This is a genomic window from Methanobacterium petrolearium, assembly GCF_017873625.1.
GTDB classification, from domain to species: Archaea; Methanobacteriota; Methanobacteria; order Methanobacteriales; family Methanobacteriaceae; genus Methanobacterium; species Methanobacterium petrolearium.
Map to the genome: position 1 here is coordinate 127305 of NZ_JAGGKL010000004.1, position 21250 is coordinate 148554.

A 21250-nucleotide genomic window follows, 5' to 3' on the forward strand; every position below is an offset into this window, starting at 1 on the left:
TGGTCAGTTTATGATATGATTACTAATTACCGGGTGGTTGCTAAAAGGTTATTTTAAGATTGTATTATAATTAACTCATAATGAAAATTAAAATCCGTGATATTGAAGTGAATTATCAGGTTTTCCATCGGAAGGTCAAATATGCTCGTTTGGAGATTAAAAACGGAGAACTTCACCTGATAGTTCCTCCTGCTGTTAAGGATTATCAGAAATTAATTGATAAACATGAAAATTGGATATATCGGAAGATGTCCCGGATCAATGAGTTAAAAACTCAGGCTGAAGGAAGAAAATTGGATTTCAGTCGTTCGAATGAGGCATTCAAAAAAATTGTCCGAGGTTATGTGGATAAAATCTCCCATGAGATGGGAGTAGAAGTAAATAGAGTGAGTTTTCGGAATATGAAGACTCGTTGGGGTAGTTGCAGTTCAGCAGGGAACATCAACATTAACAGCAAGCTTGCTTATCTTCCAGAGAGTCTCATTGAGTATGTAGTGCACCATGAACTGTGTCACCTTAAAATAAGAAAACACAACCGGGAATACTGGGATATGGTGTCTTTAAAGTACCCTGATTATAAAAGATATGAGGATGAACTCTCCATTTACTGGTTTCTGGTTAAAGATCTGAATTGATTGGCCTGAAAAATTTTATTAAGATAAACTGATTAAAACCAGAAGTGTACTTAATTCACCCTTTTCATTTATCATATATTTTTATAGGAAGTAACGCTCAATATGTTATTGGTTCTATTTTATAACTCCTGTCTTTAACCAGACAGGCGATTCCAAAATAGAGTTAAAGAAATGATTAAACTTATTATAATACATATTAACCCATACAAATCCAAATAATGCTAAAATAAGATTTTAAATAAATCTGGAGAGAGAAATGATAGATATAACAGTTAAAAGATATCAACCCCCACAGGATGAAGAGCCTCATTTTGAAACATATTCTGTGGAGGAAAAAGAAAAAATGAAAGTCCTGGATGCGTTGAATTATATAAATCAGCATCATCATGTTAACATTGCTTATCGCAGCTCCTGCCGGGCAGGACAGTGTGGTTCTTGCGCCTTGAAGGTTAACGGAGAGTTGGCCCTGGCATGTAAAAAAGAGATCAAAGATGGGGATGTAATAGAACCCCTTGATCTACCGGTTATCAAGGATCTGGTTGTGGATCGTAGCGAGATAGATGGAAAAGTCGGGCAAATGGGCCTATTTCTAGAGGATGAATGTGAAATTGTCGAGTGCCCAGCCATCATCGACCCTGCGGAACTGGAAAACACCAAGAAGTTGAGAAGTTGTATTGATTGTTACTCCTGCTTATCTGCCTGTCCTGTTCTTACGGTGAATGATGAATTTGCAGGCCCATACTTCATGCGTTACTTCTCTAAATTCGCCATGGACCCACGGGACTGTGCAGACCGGGCTGAAAAAGGTTTTGACGAAGGTCTTTACTGCTGCACCTCCTGTGCCAAATGTGTGGAGGTCTGCCCCAAAGAAATAAACACTTTCGGTGGTGCTATCGAAAAATTAAGGGAAATGGCCTGCCAGGAAGGGGTGGGACCATTGCCAGCCCACAAATCAGTTAAGGAACTTGTTGAAAAAACAGGTAGATCCGTAGAACCCATGAAAGAGGGCCCAATGAGGGATGGTTTCATAAAAACCGTTGCCAAAAAACGAGCTGAAGAAGATGGTGATAACGGAAGAAAAAGGGAGAAAGTAGCCTTATTTACTGGTTGTCTTATGGATTATCGGCTGCCTGAGATTGGAATGTCCCTTATCGATGTTTTAAATAAACATGAAGTTGATGTGGAAGTGCCTGCAGGGCAGGTGTGCTGTGGTTCTCCCCTGATCAGGACTGGTCAGACAGATATATTGAGTGAACTGGTTCGAAAGAATGCTAATGCCCTTGAAAGTTACGATACCATCATAACAGTCTGTGCAGGTTGTGGTGCCACCCTTAAAAGGGATTACCTCGAGTATGGGGTGAAGCTGAATGTGATGGATATCAGTGAATACCTGGTGGATAAACTTAACACCAATGATATGAAGCCAGTTAATATGCGAGTAACCTATCATGACCCCTGCCATCTTATCAGGGGTCAGGGGATCAGTGAACAACCCCGTGAAATCCTTAAAAACATTAAAGGCGTTGATTTTGTGGAGATGGAAGTTCCTGACCAGTGCTGTGGTGCTGGGGGTGGTGTGAGATCCGGTAAACCAGAAATTGCAGCAGCCCTCGGTAGTAAAAAGGCAAAAATGGTGGAAAAACTGGATGTTGATGCGGTGATCACCATATGCCCCTTCTGTGAAAACAACATCCGGGCCAGTCTGGAAGCTGAAGGCCTTGACATGGAAGTTATGAACATACTCACCCTCCTTGAAAAATCATATAACTCCCATGAATAGTTTTTTAGGAGAATAGTTCTGTTTAACCTGTACACCGAGTTAGAATGAATTGAAGAACTGCTAGAAATGATTGAAGACACTAATAAAATGGATTTAAGATACTACAAGAAATGATTGAATACACTAATAAAATGGATTTAAGATACTACAAGAAATGATTGAAGATATTTATTAAAAAGGATTTAAGATACTACTAAAACGGATTGAAGAGGAATAATAATGATTTATGTAGTTTTTGTGGAGCCAGAAACTCCTGGTAATATAGGGTTCCTGGCCAGGACCATGAAGAACTTCGGTTTGAGCCAGTTAGTCCTTATCAATCCCTGCGAACTGGAACACGAAACATACTATCAATCCATGCATGCCCGTGAAATCATATACAATCGCCAGGAATATGATTCACTCCCTGAATTTGTAAAAACAGAGGGTATTGATTATGTGGTGGGAACCACCGGCACAGCTGGTGGCAGTTACAATATTCCACGAATTGCAATCACCCCCGAGAATCTGTCCCAATCCCTCAATGTAAAGGGACATATTGCCCTCTTATTCGGAAGAGAAGGAGACGGCCTTACTAATCATGAACTGGAAATGTGTGATGTGGTGGTTTCCATACCCACCCATGAATCTTATCCCATCTTGAATATAACCCATGCTGCTGCCATCATATTCTATGAACTGTTCAAAAATGAGAAAAAATATCCAGTGGAAGATTTGGACGAAGCATCACTGGAAGAAAAACAGGGCTTAATAGATTACGTGGATGATGTACTGGATAATCTGGATTACCCTCCCCATAAAAAGAAAAATGCCTCACTGGCCTTCAAAAGGATGGTGGGAAGAGCCTTCATATCGGGAAGAGAAGCACATACCCTTAAAGGAATGTTTCGCAGAATAAGGGATAGGATAAATTAAAATGACTTACCCCCTGATCTGCTGATTAGGGTGAAAACTCTAATTGGAGTAGGAATCGCAGCCTCCAACAAACATCACCATAAAGTTCCTAACAAACATCATCATAATAGTTTGAAAATATAATTGATCCAAAAGGAAAATAAGAAATGATAAAGAGGGAAGAAAATGGCTATTTTAAGTGACCAGGACATTAAAAAATATTTAGAGGAAGGCAAAATTGCTATTGAACCATTAGAAGACCCTGGAAGGCAGATACAGCCATCATCAGTAGACCTCAGGATAGGTAACGAATTTAAAGGTTTTCGAATAGTCAGGAAACCCTGTATCGACCCACTGGATAAATCAGACCTGGAATCTTACATGGAATCATTCCATCTGGATGAAAGTGAGGCCTTCATTATACATCCCGGTGAATTCGCACTTGCCACCACTTATGAAGCTGTTAAACTCCCTGATGACCTTGTTGCCCGTGTGGAGGGGCGTTCATCCATGGGACGCCTGGGAATCACCATGCACGTCACTGCAGGGTATATTGACCCTGGATTTCAGGGAAAGATCACACTGGAGATATCCAACATAGGCAAAATGCCAGTTGCACTCTACACTGGCCAGAGAGTGTGCCAAATTGTTTTTGAAACCATGACCAGCCCATCACAGCGACCTTACGGCCACCCTGATAGGGACAGTAAGTACATGGGCCAGGATAAACCAGTCACCAGTAAAATAAAACAAGATTACGAAATCAGAGATCGTAAACAAACTAAACTACTTTAAATTTCATGACCCGGAACTGGATTAATTAGAATTTCGCGAAAACCAACTGAATATAATTCAACTATCATAAAAATTCATAAATATGCTTAAAAAACCTTAATTTAACTTAATTAACCCTATTTAGATAATTGATATGTATACGTAACAATTGAGAGGATTATGATGAAGAATGAGGATGTAATGAATATTGCCAAAAAAAGAGGATTTTTATGGTCATCATTTGAGATCTACTCCGGAGTAGCCGGATTCTTTGATTACGGCCCTTTAGGTGCCATTTTGAAAAATAAGATCATGAATAAATGGCGCAATTTCTACATTGTTGGTGAAGGTTTCTATGAAATTGAATCCCCCACCATCATGCCTGAAGAGGCACTCAAGGCCTCAGGACACGTGGATCACTTTAACGATCCCATGACCGAATGTAAAGAATGTTTAGAGGTTTTCAGAGCAGATCATATTATTAAAGATGCCACTGGAGAAGAAGTTGAGGGTCTGGAGAATCAGAAGCTCACTGAAATCATATCTGCAGAAGAAATCCGCTGCCCCCGCTGTGGAGGTCACTTAACCCATGTTTGGAGTTATAATCTCATGTTCCAAACTCTTATAGGTGCTAAAGGCAAAAAAACTGGTTACATGCGTCCTGAAACCGCTCAGGGAATATTCATACCTTTCAAGAGGTTGTTAAGGTTTTACCGTGGCAAACTACCATTTGGGGTTGTTCAGCTGGGTAAAGCTTACCGGAATGAGATTTCACCACGCCAGGGAATGATCAGGCTCAGAGAGTTCACCCAGGCTGAAGCCGAGATCTTCGTCAACCCTGCAGATAAAAGTCACCCCCATTTCCAGGATGTGGCAGATCATGTTTTAACCCTTTATCCTGCAGATATCCAGGAGGAAGAAGGGGAATTAGTTAAGATTACCGCCGGAAATGCAGTAGAACAAGGTTTAGTTTCCAGTGAAATGTTAACTTACCAGTTATGCCTGGCTGACAAGTTTATGGCAGAACTGGGAATACCTGCCGATGTGATAAGGTTCCGTCAACATCTTAAAACAGAGATGGCCCATTATGCCATTGATTGCTGGGATGTTGAAGTTTACACGGATCGTTATGGTTGGATCGAGGTTATTGGAATTGCTGACCGAACTGATTTTGATCTGAAATCCCACAGTGACTACAGCAGCGAAGATCTGCGTGTTTTCATAGAATATGATGAACCCAGAAACATTACCAAAACTGTGGCAAAACCGGATATGAAGAAATTCGGACCCCTTTTCAAGAAGGATGCTCCTAAAATCATGACTGCCCTTAAAGAAACTGATCCCGATGTTATTAAAAGGGCGTTTGCAGAATTTGATGTTTATGATCTGCAACTGGAAGGTGAAACTTACCAGTTAACACCTGATTTGCTGTCCTTTGAGGAGGTTGAAGAAACAGTTAGGGGTGAAAAGATATATCCTCATGTTATTGAACCATCGTATGGTATTGACCGTATAACTTACTCTGTGCTTCTTCACTGTTTCAAACAGGAAGATGACCGGAACATATTAGGTTTACCAGCGGATCTTGCCCCTGTAGGAGCAAATGTCTTCCCCTTGGTGAACAAAGATGATTTGGTGCTGGCATCAACACACATAAGGGATGATCTGCGCAACCAGGGTATAATTGCAGAGCTGGACACCTCTGGAACCATAGGCCGTAGGTATGCACGTTCTGATGAGATTGGTACGGCCTTTGCTGTTACAGTGGATCATCAAACACTGGAAGATAAGACCGTGACCATCAGAGAAAGAGACACCCAAAAACAGGTACGTAGACCAGTAACTGAAATTCCAGATACAATTAACGAACTGTTGAATAAAAAAATAAATTTCAGTGACCTTGAAGACACCTAATTTGCTTCAATCCCCTCCATTATTTACACAAAACTAAAACTCAATAGTACTTTAAGGGGAAAGAGCTTAATTAATTTTAATGTAACTAGATCAGTTAAAAAAAAGAATACCAAAATAAAAGGAGAAATTGATAGGCAATAGTTAACCCGGTAGAGTTGAGTTATATGATAGATGCCCATATACATGCTGATTGCAGACCCTACGAAGATTTTGGGGATATGGCGGTTGCAGGGATTGAATATGCCCTTACACTTGCCCATGATCCCATGAGGATGAGCACCTCGGCTGTGGTGCTGGATCACTTCCATCGAATACTTGAAAATGATTTTTCAAGGGCTGAAAAGAATGGTTTAACCTTGAAGGCAGCCTTGGGTCTGCATCCTCGAAGTATTTGTCCTGATTATGATGTGGTACTTGAAAAACTCCCCGATTTCCTGAATCAAGACGAAGTGATTGCTCTGGGTGAAGTTGGACTGGAAAGTGCTTCTGAACTTGAACAAGAAGTTTTTAGGACACAACTTCTAATGGCAGAGGATATGGGGATGAAAGTAACCGTTCACACCCCTCGCAGAAACAAAAGGGAAGTTACCATTAAAACTCTTTCTGTAATCAACGAAACCATCGATCCAGCCCGGGTAGTGGTGGATCATGTGGATCCATCCATCATTGATCTCATGGCAGATTTTGATGGGATGCTGGGAGTTACTGTGCAGCCACAGAAGATGACTCCCTTAGAAGCAGTTCATCTTTTGGATGAAACATTTGAAGAATACGGTGCTGAAAGGTTTATGTTAGATAGTGACATGAGTTCTTCACCTTCTGATCCATTGTCGGTTCCTAAAACAATTCACCAACTGAAATTAGCTGGTTGGGATGATAAAAAGATAAAAAAAGTATCCCATGATAATGCCGCTGCTTTTTACGGTTTTTAAAAACCTTCACCTTTTTTTTAAATAAGTATTTTTGAAAAAACAGTTTTCTGGATTCAAATTGAATCACAATTTATAGTTCTCACATTTTATGGTTCGAATTAAAGTAGGGATTAAAAATCAATTTAATTAGGGTTTACATTAGAACAGGATGACAAGTCAATTTTTCCGGATGTTGAACCTCCCATCTTTTGCACACATAACGATGCAATATGATTGGCAAATTTCAGACAATCTTCTGGTTTTTCACCACGGATATATGATGTGATAAAGCCAGCTGCGAAATTGTCCCCTGCCCCAGTAGTGTCAATGGTGGGCACTGTCTTTGCTGGTGAAAATATGACGTTTTTTTCAGTGAACAGTCTGGCCCCTTCCCTGCCATTGGTCACCACAACCATGGGAATGCCCCGATCCACCAGAAAGGAACTTCCCTCTTCCCATTCCATCCCAGTTAAAAGGGTGACTTCTTTCTGGTTTAAAAAAAGTATTTGAGTTCTTTTAAGGGTGTTTTTCAGCTTTTTCATTCCAAAAGAGGATGTGACAGGTCCAGGGTTGAAAGATAATTTTTCTGTATGTTTTGAAGCTTCTTCAACCACTTCACGATACATTCCAGTGATATGCAAGAGATTGGAATTCTTGATAAGTTTTATGTCATTTTTTTCTAATTTAAAATCCGCATTTGCGCCAGTATAGCTGTATAATGATTTTTTAGCCTCATCATCAATATTTATAAATGCCATTCCAGTTTTAGCACCCACAACCAGGAGTTGGCTGGTATCAACATTTAAGTGGTTAAGTTCGGTTGAAAACAGTTCACCGAAACAGTCTTCTCCCACTCTTGCCATGATGGCTGTTTTAATTCCAAGAGAGGAGATTCTTGAGGTGAAATTGAAAGCTGAACCACCTAAAAAAATATGCAAATTTTCTATGTTCACTTCTTCCTCAGCTTGTGCGAAAAAAGGCACTTTGCTTATAAAATCAATATTACACGTTCCCAGACAGGACAGATCAAAGTGGGTGGTCATTTTTTTCCCCTTGATAAAAAGAATTATTATCCCTTGGTAAAAAAGAAAATAATTTTTTTAAGCTATTTCCTGAATCTGTGAATATTTATAAAAGTAATTTTTTTCATTTATTTTCAGGTAGAATTCCTACAAATTTCTTTATTCGTTCTATGACACCTTCTTTATCAGGTTGAACCGGTTTGTATGTTTTTCCAACCAGATCTGCTGCTAATTGCATGATTTCGTTGCTGATGGGGGATGAAGGATTTAATTCCATCACTGAACTCCCTAAGGCTATGGAACGTTCCATTTCCCGGTCATAGGAAATGACTGCTATCATTGGAACTTCCAGTATGGATTCTATTTCATTTACACTGAGTAGGAAGGTATCATCATACCACATGTTCAGAATGAATCCTAAAATTTCGATATTAAGTTCGTTTAAGAGTATTCTTATTTTTAAAGCATCGGCTACTGCTGGCATTGTAGAATTAGTGACCAGTATTGCTTCAGTATCTTCGGGTAGCGCTTCAAATATGTTTGAGTTTATCCCTGAGGGGAGATCCATAAGGAATATGTTACCATAGGAGGAAACTTCTTCCATTATCCGTTTCCAGGACACATAGTTAGGATTGATGGTTTTAAGGGTTTCAAAATGCATTCCGGTTGGAATTACAAGTGCCCCTTGATTTACCTGGTATACGCAGTCTTGGAGGGCCTTGTCACGCATTAAAACATCGTGAAGGGTTACATCTGGATTTAAAAGTCCGGTTATTACATCCATGTTGGACATCATCAGATCCATATCCAGCATAACTACTTCTTCACCGAAAAGGCTTAGTGCTACTCCTAAGTTAAAAGTGAGTGAAGTTCTTCCTACTCCTCCTTTTCCTGATGCTAGTGCGATAAACCTGGACATGTAACTCCCTGCTTATGTGAAATTATAATTATCTCCTTCCCAGTAGACCTTCAACCAATTTGGATATGACTCCTTTTTTGTCTGGTTCAATTGGCTGGTACTCTTCACCAATAAGATCTGCTCCCAGCTGCATGATTGCATTGCTGGTTGGGGATTTAGGATTTTTTACAACTAAAGGTTCTCCGAAAGCTGCTGCTCGGCTGACTTCAGTGTCTTCAGGCACCACAGCAATTACCGGCACTTCCAGGATGGTTTCTATTTCGCTGATGGTGAGGAATGTCTTGTCGTGTTGTTCCCTATTTATTACCACTCCTAATATGTCCACTCCCAGGCGGTTGGCTATGATTTTGGTTTTCAAGGCATCGCTGATGGAAGGTACCTCAGGAGTGGTGACCAGTATCATTTCCTGGGCTGCGGCTATGGCTGCCAGTGCATCCTTTTCCAGTCCAGCAGGAGCATCGATTAACAGTATATCTGCACTTTCAATTAGTATTTCCAGGGCATTTTCCAGGCGATCCATTTTGATTTTTCTGAGACCTTCCAGTGATATTCCTGCAGGTACCACTTTGACTCCGCCGGGTCCCTCATAGATGGCTTCTTCAATATCTGCTTCACCTGAAAGAACATCATGTAAAGTAACGGATTTGCCTTCCATACCCAGTATCAGTTCCAGGTTAGCCATTGCCACATCTGCATCCAGAACTATTACTTCTTCTCCATAAGTAGCCAGGGAAACTCCTAAATTTGCTGTGATTGTTGTTTTTCCTACTCCACCCTTCCCTGATGCAACTGTTATTACTCGTGTCATCAAACTCCTCCTTAAGTAAATTTTATTCTATATTCCATAAACTATTTTTCATCTTTAACTGAATTCTACATTAATTTCAAATTTATCCACAACTTCAGGATACTGTCTAAAACTCTTTCTAATGGCAATTTCGGCGATGTTGATTATCTGTCTTCTGAGATTACTTGCAGTTCGGGATTGACCCATGATCCTGTTGAAAAAACCTTGAGTTTCGTATTCTGTGATTATGTTTATGGTTCCTGTTAGTTCTTTGTAATTGTCAAGGAACACCATGACCTCAGTTCCCTTTATTTTGGGAATTCCCAGAACTGATTTTTTGATGAGATTCATGAGGACTAATTCCACCTTTTCCACATCGTCGTCGTCAATAATTCCGCCTTTATATGTTTGAAGCAAATCTTCTACTTGTTCTTCTTCAACGTCTTTAATACCATACTTTTTAAGAAGTTCTGAACGGTCTATGGGTGCTTCTTCGGCTTCAACAGATTCTGAGGATTCTGGATCTTCTTCAGCTTCGAGTTCTTCATCCTTTAGAGAGGATTCAATGGACTCTGAAGATGTTGTATATTCCCCAGATTCAGGTTCTTCATCTTTAAGAGAAGCTTCAAGAGATTCTGATTGTTTTACTGGCTTTTTAACAGTTGAATGAGTTTTTACTGCTTCAGTGTCATCCGATTCATCAACAACTTCTTTTTCATCTGATGCATCTTCAGCTTTGTTTGTAGTAGTCTCAGATGCGCCTTCAGATTCTTTAACTTCCGGCTCTGCAACCTCAGATTCTGCAACATCAGACTCCTTAATTTCTGGTTCTACAGCTTCAGACTCTTTCACCACAGGTTCTGCAGCCTCAGGTTCTGCAACTTCAGACTCCTTAATTTCGGGTTCTGCAACTTCAGACTCTTTTACCTCTGGTTCTGCAGTTTCAGGCTCATTAACCTCAGTTTCTACAGATTCAGATTCTTTTACCACAGGTTCTTCAATTTCAGGCTCTGCAACCTCGGGTTGAGGTTCTTCAGGAGTTTCTGTTGGAGTTTTCTTTAACTCACCTATTACATCATAAACATTAGTACCTTCTTCGATTTTATAGGGCTTGTTGAGATCCAGAAGGTAATCTACCTGTGCAGGTCCAATATCAAATACTTCAATAACTGTATTGGGAGCTTCACTGGAGGAATTTATTTTTTCAAGAGCTTCTAACTTAGAATAATTTTCATAAGAAGCTGCTACCTGTTTTCCTGCTTTAAAGAGAATATAACCCTCTTCTGAACCTGAAGTAACTCTGATGAATCCATTTTTGCTTTCCTTGGCCAGATCTTCCACTAATTTATGGAAATCCAGCTCATCAGCGTATGAAACCATTGAAGGTTTGGTTATGGGCATTTCCATTTATTACATCTCCCCATATCCCTGTATTGTTAACATTGATAATTCCTATAATAATTTTTTAAATAACTATAACCTATCTGACTACAACATACATGTTACAAGTAGTATGTTATTAACTTACTTTCTGATAAGTTTTATTTCTGCAGGGGTGATTATAATAATATTCCTACCATTTTTACATAATAAAATGGCTTCTCCACCATTATTGTCACGGAACGATTTTAATTTTTCCCCTGCTAACTTAAAATCATTGGGAGAATCCTTTTCAAGGATGCTCATGTCCATGATAATGGGATTTTTCTCATTCAAAACTTGACTGAGAGCGTAATCAAATTCATCGATGTTTTGAACCTTCATTAATACTATTTCATAAAATGAATGTTCCGGTACTATTATGGTATCCTGATCCTCTTTCCCTACCTCTTCTTCCAAGCCAAGGTTTTTCTTTAAATAATCCATTATGTCCTTCATTTTTCAACGTCCCCTATACCTATATATTCAGTTATTGCATCTAATAAGATTGACGCTCCACCCTGAAAAATATCTGCAGTAGGAAGCATATATTTTTTCTCGCATTCTGCAAAAAGATCGGTCCTTGATTTATCTTCTGTGAAATTCCTTAAATTCAGGGAAATTCCCACAACCTTAGTGGGCTCCATTGCTTCTATAGCTTTGATCTCTTGACTGATTCCCACAGGATAACGGTAGGGGTGGTTGAAACGATGGCAAACAATTGTAGCATCCGGCTGAGCACCCACCAGAATAGCTGCTGACAAACCTCTGGGATGGGGGTTTCCCCTTTCAGTTAGACTGGACTGCCCTTCCACAAATATGATATCCGGATTTTTCTCTTCTTCAAGATATCTTACACTGCCCATAACTGCAGAAGCAACATCCATAACCGATAAACTACCTGCCCTGAAATTCAGGTCAACTGGCTGTTCCAAACCCATTTCATCGGTAGATATAACAACTGAATTTAATCCATGTTCTTGTGCTGTTTTCCCTAAAATTCGTGTGGTAGTTCTCTTACCACATTCCTGAGATGTTCCTCCCACAAAAACAACTGGAGTTTTCGGTTTATAATCAAGTTTAGGAAGAACTTCAGTGCAGGTGGTAGGGGCTGAACCCATAACTGATCTTACCACATCAAGTCTGGGACTTATCTCCTTTAACTGGACATTTTTTGACTTAGCGAATTCTAATAAAGACTGATTTCTATGTAATGGAAGAGATCTAAAAGAACTAACCACATTTAGGCCAAGATCAATGGCTTGGACTGCGTATTTAAGAGCGGATCCTTCAGCCCCAATTGGCAGCATTATAGCCACACTGCGGGCATTGGTATTCTCAACTAAATTAGGTAGATCCGATGAAATAATATTACCACAAAATGTTTTACCCTGTTTTTGTTTATTATCATCTATAAACCCAACAGATTCAATTCCACTAAAATTAGCGAATTTTTCGCCACCTCCACCGCATCCAACGATAATAAATGGATTGAGTTCTTGCAATTCTCTTACAGAAGCCACAAAATACAAAAGATCACTCCTCATAAATTTACTGAATAAGTGAAATATTACATTACTTATTTATTTAATAAATGTCAAACCAAGATATATACTTTAGGTAGCATGTAAATTCTATTGTGGAGGCATGATTATGATAGAAAGAATACTTAAAGATTTAGGCAGGATAAATGGGGTAAGTGGATCTCTGGTGGTTGGTAAAGATGGTTTAATTATTGAAAGTGAAGTTCCAACTGACATAGATTCCGAACTGGTAGCTGCAATGGCATCTGCTGTTTTTGGTACAGCAGAACGTTCAGCAGAAGAAATGAAACACGACCCACTTCAACAAGTGATGATCGAGGGTAATAAAGGTAAAACCCTGATGATCGATGCTGGTGAAGGTATATTAGTTGTGATCGCAGACGTAGATATTAATCTTGGTCTCATCAGGATCGAAATGCGTCGCAGTGCTGAACGTGTTGTGGAGTTCCTATCCTAAATTGGGGATTCCCAAAAAATATCCATCAGTTCCATTTGTTAATCCATTAAATCCATAAATAAGGTATGTTTTTGATAAACCACAATAAACATCCATTGAAAGGAATTGAAAAATCTACCTGGAGGTAGCACTCTGAGAAAACCTTGCGTCATACTCATTGGAAGTTCTTCTGGGATTGGAAAATCAACCATCGCTTCTGAGTTAGCTAAAGAGCTGGGCATTAAACATCTTATTGAAACCGACTTCATTCGGGAAATAGTACGCGGTATCATAGGACCAGACTATGCTCCTGCTTTACATAAGTCATCATTCGATGCATATGTTACTTTAAAAAATAAACAACGCTATGATGGCAACACTGCGAATTTAATAAGTGCTGGTTTTGAAGAACACGCTTCTTTTGTTATTCCTGCCATTGAAAAGGTTATTAAAAGGGCCGTTGATGACTACGATGATCTGGTAATTGAAGGAGTACACCTGGTTCCTGGACTTCTGGATGTGGAAAAATTCAAAAAAGACGCATCTATCCACTTCTTCGTGCTAACTGCAGATGAAGAAGTGCACAAAGAGAGATTCGTGAAGAGGGCTATGAAGATAAAAAGGGGCGGGAAACATCTGGAATATTTCAAAGAAAATCGTATTATTAATAATTATCTTGTTAAACAGGCACTGGAAAACCGCGTTCCTGTCATCAACAATATCACCATTGAGGATACCAAAAGAAGAATGTTAACTTTGATTAAAGAGATCTGTAAAGAAATGATCTTCCGTCATTCTGTTGACCAGTTAGATGTTGAAACTGATATCATCCTTAACAAATATGGTGGTCGTATAATGGATGTTTCATATTTCCTTCCTGGTTTTAGCGAACCTTTAAAAAGAAAAGTAAACGTTTACAACCCGGTAGAGGCTAAAAGATTTATTAAACTTCTTGACGAAAACCCTAAACGGAAAAAAGATTTAGAAGGACTTTACGAACTTTCAGGGAATATCCATCGCCATAAAATCTGCGCCCCCGATGAAAAAAGCCTCCAATCCATGATAGAAGAGTTAAAGGAGAAGGGGTTGCTTTATCATCCTGATGAAGAATTGAAAGATGTTGAATTGTATTAGAATGCCTCCTTTATTTTTAATTTACAGTTTTTTGTCTGCAACTAATTGATTATGTATGGATTAATGGATTAGATATGAAAATCGTGTTTTTCATCTAGATTTAAGAAAAATAATGATTAGGAGTTATTTGATTTGAGTAAAATGCTTTCCGACTGTCCCATATGTAAACAACAAAAATGTATGGAAGTCACCACCAAAACTGAAAAAATTCCCTACTTCGGGGAAATAATGGAATCAACCCTTTTTTGCCATAAATGTGGCTATAAACATGCAGATGCCATCTGTATTGAAAAAAAAGATCCTGTAAAGTACACCCTTACCATTGGCAAAGATAACTTGAATGCCAGGGTAGTAAAATCACAGACAACCACCATCACCATACCTGAACTGGGACTTAAAGTGGAACCCGGCCCCCAATCCCAGGGATATGTTTCCAATGTGGAAGGAGTCTTAAATCGTTTTATAAAAGCTGTTCAAACTGCTTTATCATGGGCAGAGGATGAACATGCCCAAAAGAATGCACTTCACATCTTAGAATCTATCCAGGAAGTTAAAAATGGTCAAAAACAGGTTGCGTTAATAGTTGAAGATCCCTTTGGTCATAGCATTATCATACATGAGGATGCTTTGAAGGGTGAATTAAGTGCAGAAGAAATTGAAACATTAGAAACTGGTTTTATCACCTTTGAAAACAAGGACCTAGAAAATGATGATGAAAAAGGTGAAGATCAAAAATAAAAAAAGGAATTAAAAAGATGATCTAATCCAGGAATGCTGGATCAGACTCTTCTTCCTGTACATCTTTGAGTTTTAACGTTTTTTTAACATCCATTGACAGAGCATCACAGTCAGCTTTGATTGCATGTAAATGCATCAATATACGTCTTTTCTCTTCATTGATCCTTTCAATGTTCTGGTAAGGATATATGGATTCTTTGAGCATTTCATATTCAATGGTGGTGTAAGGGTACTCGTTTAACTGCTCACAGACCTTTACCAGCACTTCACCCAGGAACTTGTTCATCTCCACTTTGACCCTTTCCCTGATCATTTTATCCCGGTCAAGGTTCTGCTTCATCAAACGCACAACTTCAGCTTTGGCAAAGGGCAGATCTTCTCCCTCTTCTTCAATTTCTTCCCCGTTAACTTCCTCTGATTCAATTCCTTCTTCATCTTCGATTATTTCTTCATTAAATTCATCTTCTTGGTACATGGCATGTCTCCTTATTTTTTTATTCGCTTTAGCTCCTGTTAAATGGTATGTGGATGGTCTTATATAAAACTATGGTTAAAATGATAGGTACCTTCAAAATTTATGGTGTTGTTTGATTAAATCATGAAAATAATGAAAGGCAACATAAAAGATTATTAAAATGTACAAAAAATCTTCGGGTCATATGGGCAAAGAAATATACATGCCCTAATACATTTTCTCTAAGTCCAAACTTAAGTCCAATGATTTTGCAGAATGGGTTATGTATCCTGCAGAGATCACATCTGCTCCAGTCTTTGCAAACTGCATTATATTATCCGGATTAATATTGCCAGAAACTTCGATTAGGACATCATCCCGGAGTCCCCCATTATCAAGAGCTGTTAAAACGTTTTTAACTTCATTTGGAGACATGTTATCCAACATTATAATATCAGCACCGACTCTGGCAGCTTCAAGAGCTTCTTCCATGGTTTCAACTTCAATTTCGATTTTTTTGGTGAAACTGGCATATTTTCTGGCTCGAGATAGGGCCTCAGTCACTCCTCCCACCAGAGCAAGGTGGTTGTCCTTGATTAATATAGCATCATCAAGTCGGTAGCGATGCGTGTCTCCTCCTCCAGACCGGATGGCTTTCTTCTCAAAAAATTGAAGTCCAGGTGTGGTCTTGCGAGTACCTGCAACCAACACGTCAGGGTTGACTTTTCTTACCATTTCCACCATTTTAGAAGTTAAGGTGGCAATACCACTCATTCTCATCATAAGATTGAGCACAGTCCGCTCTAAAGTTAGAATATTACGGGGATCACCTTCTATTTTCATGATAATCTGACCAGGTCTGATCTTTTCACCATCATTTTTCAGGATTTCAGTCTCCACTCCGAATTTCCTGAAAATTTCAAATGCAAGTTCAACTCCAGCAACTGTTCCTGCTTCTTTACTTATAATCTGACCCTTGACATTCAATCCTGGAGGAATCAATGCACAGGTGGTTATATCCTCAAACCCAATATCATCATAAATCATCCTTGCCAAGTCACTCCTCATAATACACACCTTAACACTTTTTTGTGAATAACCATTTGAATGAATGTTAAATCATTGAATGAATTCTAACTCTTCGAAATAAATAAATTACCTGAAATAACTTGAACATAACTTTAATGTAACAAAATCCATTTTTTAATGCTTAAAAATGCAATACAAGAACCTAATCTTGAGATAGTCTGATCCTGAGATTAAGTCAAATTGTTTTATATTATATCAATGAAGAATATAAATTTTCACCATACATACTTATGGTCCAATTTAAGGATATTAAACTAAAATAGTGATATAAATCTACCTAACACACTAACATATTAACTCATAGAATAATTCAAAGAGTATTGCAAGGACTATCCAATATTAAAAAAGTCATTAAGTACTTTAACCATAATGCATAAAAAATACAATAAGAAAGATATATTTTGATTATAATACGAACTTATGGTGAATCTGGGGAATCAATATGGAGTTAATATTTTTGGGAACATCGTCTGCACTCCCCACCAATAAAAGAAACCATCCAGCCATTGCCCTGAAGGCTTTCGGAGAAGTGATGCTTTTTGATTGTGGGGAGGGAACCCAAAGGCAGATGAACCGACTGAAATTGAGCCCAATGAAGATTAACCAAATTTTCATCACCCATCTCCACGGTGACCACTTCCTGGGACTGCCTGGCCTTATACAGTCCCTGGCCTTCAGAAGAAGAACAGAACCCCTGCATATTTACGGACCAGAAGGAACGATAAAAACCATTGAACATATTAAAAATCTGGGTTATTACTGTTTATCTTTCCCTATACATGCATATGAGATCAGTGAAGGTCTTATTGGTGAAACAGATGACTATATAATAAGATGTTGTCTGGCACGGCACTCAGTCCCTAACCTGGCCTATTCAGTTGAAGAGAAAAGATCTCCCAAATTCCAGAAAGATAAAGCCATAAAATTAGGGTTAAAACCCGGGCCTGATTTCGGTAAACTTCAAAGAGGCATCCCAGTGGAGGTTAATGGGAAAACAGTTAAACCAGAGCAAGTTCTTGGTGAGGAAAGGAAAGGAAGGAAAATAGTTTACTCTGGAGACACTAAACCTTGCCCTGAAATGATTCATTTCGCATACAACGCCGATGTTTTGATACATGAATCTACTTTTGAATCATCTCAGGAAGAAAAAGCCCTCAAATCCTGCCATTCCACCACCACACATGCAGCCACCATTGCCAGAGAAGCTGGAGTATCAGAACTAATTCTTTTCCATATGAGCACCCGTTACCGAGATAGTGATATGCTGAAAAAGGAAGCAAAACAGGTGTTTGATAAAGTTACAGTTGCAGAGGACTTTATGATCTATAAGGTGAAGAAACATGACTGATCCTGATCCATTATACATTAACTTAATCAAAATGGCCATAATCCTGATAATCTCATTCGTTATCATTAAAGGATTCATATACTTTGTAAAAAGATCTGGGAAACGATGGAATCTGGAACCCACACTAGTGCAAATTTTAATTGAAATCATCAAATATTCTGGAATAGCAGTAGCCATAACCCTTGCTTTAAGGGAATTTGGATGGGATGTTAGTGCCATACTCGTCAGTCTGGGTATTGTAGGTATTGCAATTGGTTTTGGTGCCAGGGACACCATATCAAACTTCATAGCTGGAATATTCATACTGGCTGATAAAAGCTTCCTGATCGGAGATATCGTTGAAATGTCTGGACAAAAGGGTAAAGTGATAAAACTGGGTTTAAGGGTCACCACTTTTAAAACTAACGATAACAAGATCATTACCCTCCCTAACTCCAATTTTTCCAAGAATCTCTACATCAATCATACTGCACAGGAAACACGCAGGGTAGGGTTGGATGTTAACATACCCTATGAGCTGGAACTGGAAGAAACAGTTACTTCACTTATAGATGTAGCATCAAAATGTAAATGGGTGTTGCATGACCCCAAACCCAACGTGTTTATAAAAGAAATGACAGATACTGGTATAAAGGCAACCCTGAATGTGTGGGTAAGTGATCCATGGAAGACAGCCGATTATCGAAGTCAGTTGGCCATGGAAGTTAAAGAGTTTTTGGTTGGGGGGAATAATGGTGACAACGTCCAAGTATAAAATTGCTTCAGTTGTGATTGTACTGTTTTGCGTCATTGTAGCCGCAAGCATTGCAATGGCCGGTTTTCAGCAAATGCAAAACGTTACCAAAGCCCAGAAAAGTGTTAAAGAGTATCAGGAAAGGATGAGTAACCCGGTTAATGCGCTTGACCCCACAGATTTTACCAGTTCATATATCAACGCCAACCTATACATACCCAAACTTGATGTTGTTGCCTCTATTCGTTCCGACACTGTAAATGGTTATAATGTGGTTTATCATTATCCAGAAAGTGTAATGTTCGGCCAACCAGGCGAATGTGGACTTTTAGGGCATAGAACTACATATTCTGCATTGTTTAAGAACATAGCATCTTTAGAGCCTGGTGATAAGGCCATTATCAAAGATTTCACAGAAAGAAAGAAATATGTGTACCAAGTAACCTCCAATGGAGATGACATACGATGGGACTACAAAACAAACCCCATTAGATTCTCACAGGAAGGAAAAACACGTTTATTGATCATTACATGTTATCCTCCTGGTAAAAAACAAGCTGCTTGGATTACTCATTTCAAATTGGTATCAAGTACTGATTTTTGATGCCAATAAGTTTTTTAATTTTTTTATTAGTTATGTTGACATTTTTTCTGCGATGAAACATTTCAAGAGAACGTATGACTCATAAAAGTTTTTAGTTCAAATAAATTCATTAAAATAACATAAATCGAAAATAAGGATTATAATTATGATATTTAACCGAACAAAGCTCCTAGTCATCGATTTACACATCACAATACTTATTAGTGATAAATATTCATAGTATTAACGAATATTTGTATATAATTTAATGTGTAGTTATAACACTTATTAATGAGAATTGGTTATTATATTATATAATTATCATCTAAAAAAAATAGTCTAAAAAAATTGGGATAAAAAAAGGCAAAATAATTTAAAATAACTAAAAGAGGCGTAAAAATGGTTGAAATCCTAATAGACGAAGATGCATGTGTTGGATGTGGTTCCTGTGTGGATGACTGCCCCAACGACGTGTACAAGATGAATGAGGAAAAATGGAAAACAGAAGTGGTGAATGCCGATGATTGCATGGCATGCCTATCCTGCCACGAGATCTGCCCTGCCCAGGCCATGACACACAAAGAAATTCACGTGGCCAAACGGTTATATATTGACCGAAAAGTAAACCACGTACTGGAAAGAATGATCTGAGGGGATTAAAAATGGATATGAGAGAAATAACCGATAATATAGGTACATTCAAACCAGAATTAATTCCCAAAGAAACTGGTGGAGACATAGATGACTATGAAGATGCACTACACGTGCTGATGAAATTCATGGGATCCATGTCCAGTGCCCTGGAACAGGTTTCAGGAAGAGGTGCAAACGCCATTGTTTACCAAGCAGGGAAAAGAATGGGACACGATGCCGCCAAAATGATGGAAAAAACCGATGACCTGGAAAAAGCCCTGTTTGAAATGGGCGAAGTCCTGGGACATGAATTTTACTATATAAAATGGAAACCAGCCGGACAGAACAGTTATGTCATCCAAAAAGATAACGAAGTAACAGTAAAACTTCTTTTCATGGACTGCGTTGTCAGACAAACCCTTCGAAGAACTGGATTGCCCCAAAAAGGCCCATTATGTTACCTCTTATATGGTTACATGGTGGGAGCTGTGGAAGAAATTATGGATGTTAAAGGAAAATTAGACATTGACCATGTAGGACCCAACGCATGTCTTAAAACCCTCACCATCAAATGGGGTGGAAAATAATGGTAAAAATAGCACTAGAAGCCCTGGCCAGCTGTTCTGGATGTGAAATCTCCATACTTGACCTTCACGAAGATCTAGTCAAATTACTGGACCAGGCAGAAATAGTTTACGCACCCATCATCATGGATGTCAAAGAAGTGCCAGAAGATATTGACATAGCCATTGTCTCTGGTTCAGTTAGAAACGCCGAAAACAAGGAAAGATTGGAAGAACTCAGAGAAAAATCAAAATACCTAATTGCATATGGAACATGCGCCTGCTATGGTGGTATAACTGGTATGGCCGACCTTTACACCTCTGAAGAGGTCACATCCCGTACTTACACCGACAACCCAAGTACCGAACCTGCTGAACTACCCAACGAAGTGGTTCCAGAACTGTTAAGTATTGTTCACCCTGCAGCTGACTTCACCTTTATTGATGGATTCATCCCAGGTTGTCCACCTAAAGAACAATTAACCCATGACATCCTGATACCCTTAATTAACGACGAAGCACCAGATGTTCCTAAAAAAAGTGTCTGTGCTGATTGTCAGCGTGAGATGGAACACGTGGAATTTGATAAAATACACCGCAGAATTGAAGGTGATCCAGATCCAGGAAAATGTTTCCTTAGTCAGGGATATGTTTGTCTTGGTTCAGTGACTCTGGGCCGTTGCGGTGCCCTTTGTACCTCAGCAGGAATCCCCTGTCACGGTTGTGGAGGCCCAGCACTTGATGTTCTAAGGGAACCAAGCCACGACATCTACAACGGAGTCATCAAGAGGATTTCTCACCTTTCCAAGATGCCAGAAAAAGATGTGGAAAAACAGCTTTACGATATTGGACACGTTATCTACGGATTCGTAATTGGAAGTACCACCATGGAGGATAAACAGGTTTCACTCATACCACAACTGGTTAAAAAGTGAAATCA

23 protein-coding genes are annotated in these 21250 nt (G+C 39.0%); 15 read left to right on the forward strand and 8 right to left on the reverse strand.

Features of this window, described 5'->3' with window-relative positions:
* The first annotated feature begins 107 nt into the window (after positions 1-107).
* The 6 genes from J2743_RS04975 (at position 108) to J2743_RS05000 (ending at position 6929) form a co-directional block, all read left to right on the forward strand.
* Positions 108-635, forward strand: coding sequence for a M48 metallopeptidase family protein (locus tag J2743_RS04975; protein WP_342451632.1), 528 nt, complete (start codon positions 108-110; stop codon positions 633-635).
* Between the two features lie 256 nt (positions 636-891).
* Positions 892-2415: a fumarate reductase (CoM/CoB) subunit TfrB gene (gene tfrB, locus J2743_RS04980; protein WP_209625463.1), complete on the forward strand. Its 1524-nt coding sequence runs from the start codon at positions 892-894 to the stop codon at positions 2413-2415.
* 219 nt (positions 2416-2634) lie between these two features.
* A complete protein-coding gene (locus J2743_RS04985) occupies positions 2635-3330 on the forward strand; it encodes an RNA methyltransferase (RefSeq protein WP_209625464.1) in 696 nt (231 codons plus the stop codon).
* Between the two features lie 165 nt (positions 3331-3495).
* Entirely contained in the window at positions 3496-4104 is a 609-nt protein-coding gene (gene dcd / locus J2743_RS04990) for a dCTP deaminase (protein ID WP_209625465.1), read from the forward strand.
* 162 nt (positions 4105-4266) lie between these two features.
* Positions 4267-5997: a glycine--tRNA ligase gene (gene glyS, locus J2743_RS04995; protein ID WP_209625466.1), complete on the forward strand. Its 1731-nt coding sequence runs from the start codon at positions 4267-4269 to the stop codon at positions 5995-5997.
* Positions 5998-6161: 164 nt separating this feature from the next.
* Positions 6162-6929 carry a TatD family hydrolase gene (locus J2743_RS05000; RefSeq protein WP_209625467.1) on the forward strand — a complete coding sequence of 256 codons (768 nt, stop codon included), beginning with the start codon at positions 6162-6164 and terminating at the stop codon, positions 6927-6929.
* Positions 6930-7051: 122 nt separating this feature from the next.
* Here the strand turns inward: J2743_RS05000 and J2743_RS05005 are convergent, their stop codons facing one another.
* From J2743_RS05005 to J2743_RS05030, 6 genes are all read right to left on the reverse strand, one after another.
* On the reverse strand, positions 7052-7951 hold the full coding sequence (locus tag J2743_RS05005) for a carbohydrate kinase family protein (protein WP_209625468.1): 900 nt from the start codon (positions 7949-7951) through the stop codon (positions 7052-7054).
* Positions 7952-8054: 103 nt separating this feature from the next.
* A complete protein-coding gene (gene minD / locus J2743_RS05010) occupies positions 8055-8849 on the reverse strand; it encodes a cell division ATPase MinD (RefSeq protein ID WP_209625469.1) in 795 nt (264 codons plus the stop codon).
* Positions 8850-8877: 28 nt separating this feature from the next.
* Positions 8878-9657 (reverse strand): cell division ATPase MinD, encoded by a 780-nt coding sequence (minD, locus tag J2743_RS05015; protein ID WP_209625470.1) that lies wholly within the window; start codon positions 9655-9657, stop codon positions 8878-8880.
* A gap of 54 nt (positions 9658-9711) precedes the next feature.
* Positions 9712-11043 (reverse strand): DUF2226 domain-containing protein, encoded by a 1332-nt coding sequence (locus J2743_RS05020; RefSeq protein ID WP_209625471.1) that lies wholly within the window; start codon positions 11041-11043, stop codon positions 9712-9714.
* Positions 11044-11160: 117 nt separating this feature from the next.
* Positions 11161-11514 carry a cell division protein SepF gene (gene sepF / locus J2743_RS05025; protein ID WP_209625472.1) on the reverse strand — a complete coding sequence of 118 codons (354 nt, stop codon included), beginning with the start codon at positions 11512-11514 and terminating at the stop codon, positions 11161-11163.
* Positions 11511-12587 (reverse strand): N-acetyltransferase DgcN family protein, encoded by a 1077-nt coding sequence (locus J2743_RS05030; RefSeq protein ID WP_209625473.1) that lies wholly within the window; start codon positions 12585-12587, stop codon positions 11511-11513. Before J2743_RS05030 ends, sepF begins: the two co-directional genes overlap by 4 nt.
* 121 nt (positions 12588-12708) lie before the next feature.
* Here J2743_RS05030 and J2743_RS05035 point away from each other — a divergent pair, with 121 nt between their 5' ends.
* The 3 genes from J2743_RS05035 to J2743_RS05045 all read left to right on the forward strand — a co-directional run bounded on the left by J2743_RS05035 (position 12709) and on the right by J2743_RS05045 (position 14907).
* Positions 12709-13056, forward strand: coding sequence for a roadblock/LC7 domain-containing protein (locus tag J2743_RS05035; protein WP_209625474.1), 348 nt, complete (start codon positions 12709-12711; stop codon positions 13054-13056).
* 132 nt (positions 13057-13188) lie between these two features.
* Positions 13189-14169, forward strand: a complete 981-nt coding sequence (locus tag J2743_RS05040; RefSeq protein WP_209625565.1) for a 3H domain-containing protein — start codon at positions 13189-13191, stop codon at positions 14167-14169.
* Positions 14170-14310: 141 nt separating this feature from the next.
* The gene (locus tag J2743_RS05045) at positions 14311-14907 is read left to right on the forward strand and encodes a ZPR1 zinc finger domain-containing protein (RefSeq protein WP_342451633.1); all 597 of its coding nucleotides are present in this window, start codon (positions 14311-14313) and stop codon (positions 14905-14907) included.
* A gap of 22 nt (positions 14908-14929) precedes the next feature.
* Here J2743_RS05045 and J2743_RS05050 read toward each other — a convergent pair whose 3' ends face one another.
* Together J2743_RS05050 and nadC are read right to left on the reverse strand one after the other, a co-directional pair.
* A complete protein-coding gene (locus tag J2743_RS05050) occupies positions 14930-15349 on the reverse strand; it encodes a hypothetical protein (RefSeq protein WP_209625566.1) in 420 nt (139 codons plus the stop codon).
* A gap of 240 nt (positions 15350-15589) precedes the next feature.
* Entirely contained in the window at positions 15590-16429 is an 840-nt protein-coding gene (gene nadC / locus J2743_RS05055) for a carboxylating nicotinate-nucleotide diphosphorylase (protein ID WP_209625476.1), read from the reverse strand.
* A 463-nt stretch (positions 16430-16892) separates the two neighbouring features.
* Between nadC and rnz the strand changes: the two genes are divergently transcribed.
* The 6 genes from rnz (at position 16893) to J2743_RS05085 (ending at position 21245) form a co-directional block, all read left to right on the forward strand.
* The gene (rnz, locus tag J2743_RS05060; RefSeq protein ID WP_209625477.1) at positions 16893-17798 is read left to right on the forward strand and encodes a ribonuclease Z; all 906 of its coding nucleotides are present in this window, start codon (positions 16893-16895) and stop codon (positions 17796-17798) included.
* On the forward strand, positions 17791-18552 hold the full coding sequence (locus tag J2743_RS05065; protein WP_209625478.1) for a mechanosensitive ion channel family protein: 762 nt from the start codon (positions 17791-17793) through the stop codon (positions 18550-18552). The genes rnz and J2743_RS05065 overlap by 8 nt, the downstream gene beginning before the upstream one ends.
* Complete coding sequence (locus J2743_RS05070) at positions 18530-19135, forward strand: class E sortase (protein ID WP_209625479.1); 606 nt, start codon at positions 18530-18532, stop codon at positions 19133-19135. Before J2743_RS05065 ends, J2743_RS05070 begins: the two co-directional genes overlap by 23 nt.
* A 378-nt stretch (positions 19136-19513) precedes the next feature.
* Positions 19514-19765 carry a 4Fe-4S dicluster domain-containing protein gene (locus tag J2743_RS05075; protein ID WP_209625480.1) on the forward strand — a complete coding sequence of 84 codons (252 nt, stop codon included), beginning with the start codon at positions 19514-19516 and terminating at the stop codon, positions 19763-19765.
* 11 nt (positions 19766-19776) lie between these two features.
* The gene (locus tag J2743_RS05080) at positions 19777-20334 is read left to right on the forward strand and encodes a hydrocarbon binding protein (contains V4R domain) (RefSeq protein WP_209625481.1); all 558 of its coding nucleotides are present in this window, start codon (positions 19777-19779) and stop codon (positions 20332-20334) included.
* Positions 20334-21245, forward strand: coding sequence for an NADH-quinone oxidoreductase subunit B family protein (locus J2743_RS05085; protein ID WP_209625482.1), 912 nt, complete (start codon positions 20334-20336; stop codon positions 21243-21245). The genes J2743_RS05080 and J2743_RS05085 overlap by 1 nt, the downstream gene beginning before the upstream one ends.
* Positions 21246-21250 lie beyond the last annotated feature (5 nt).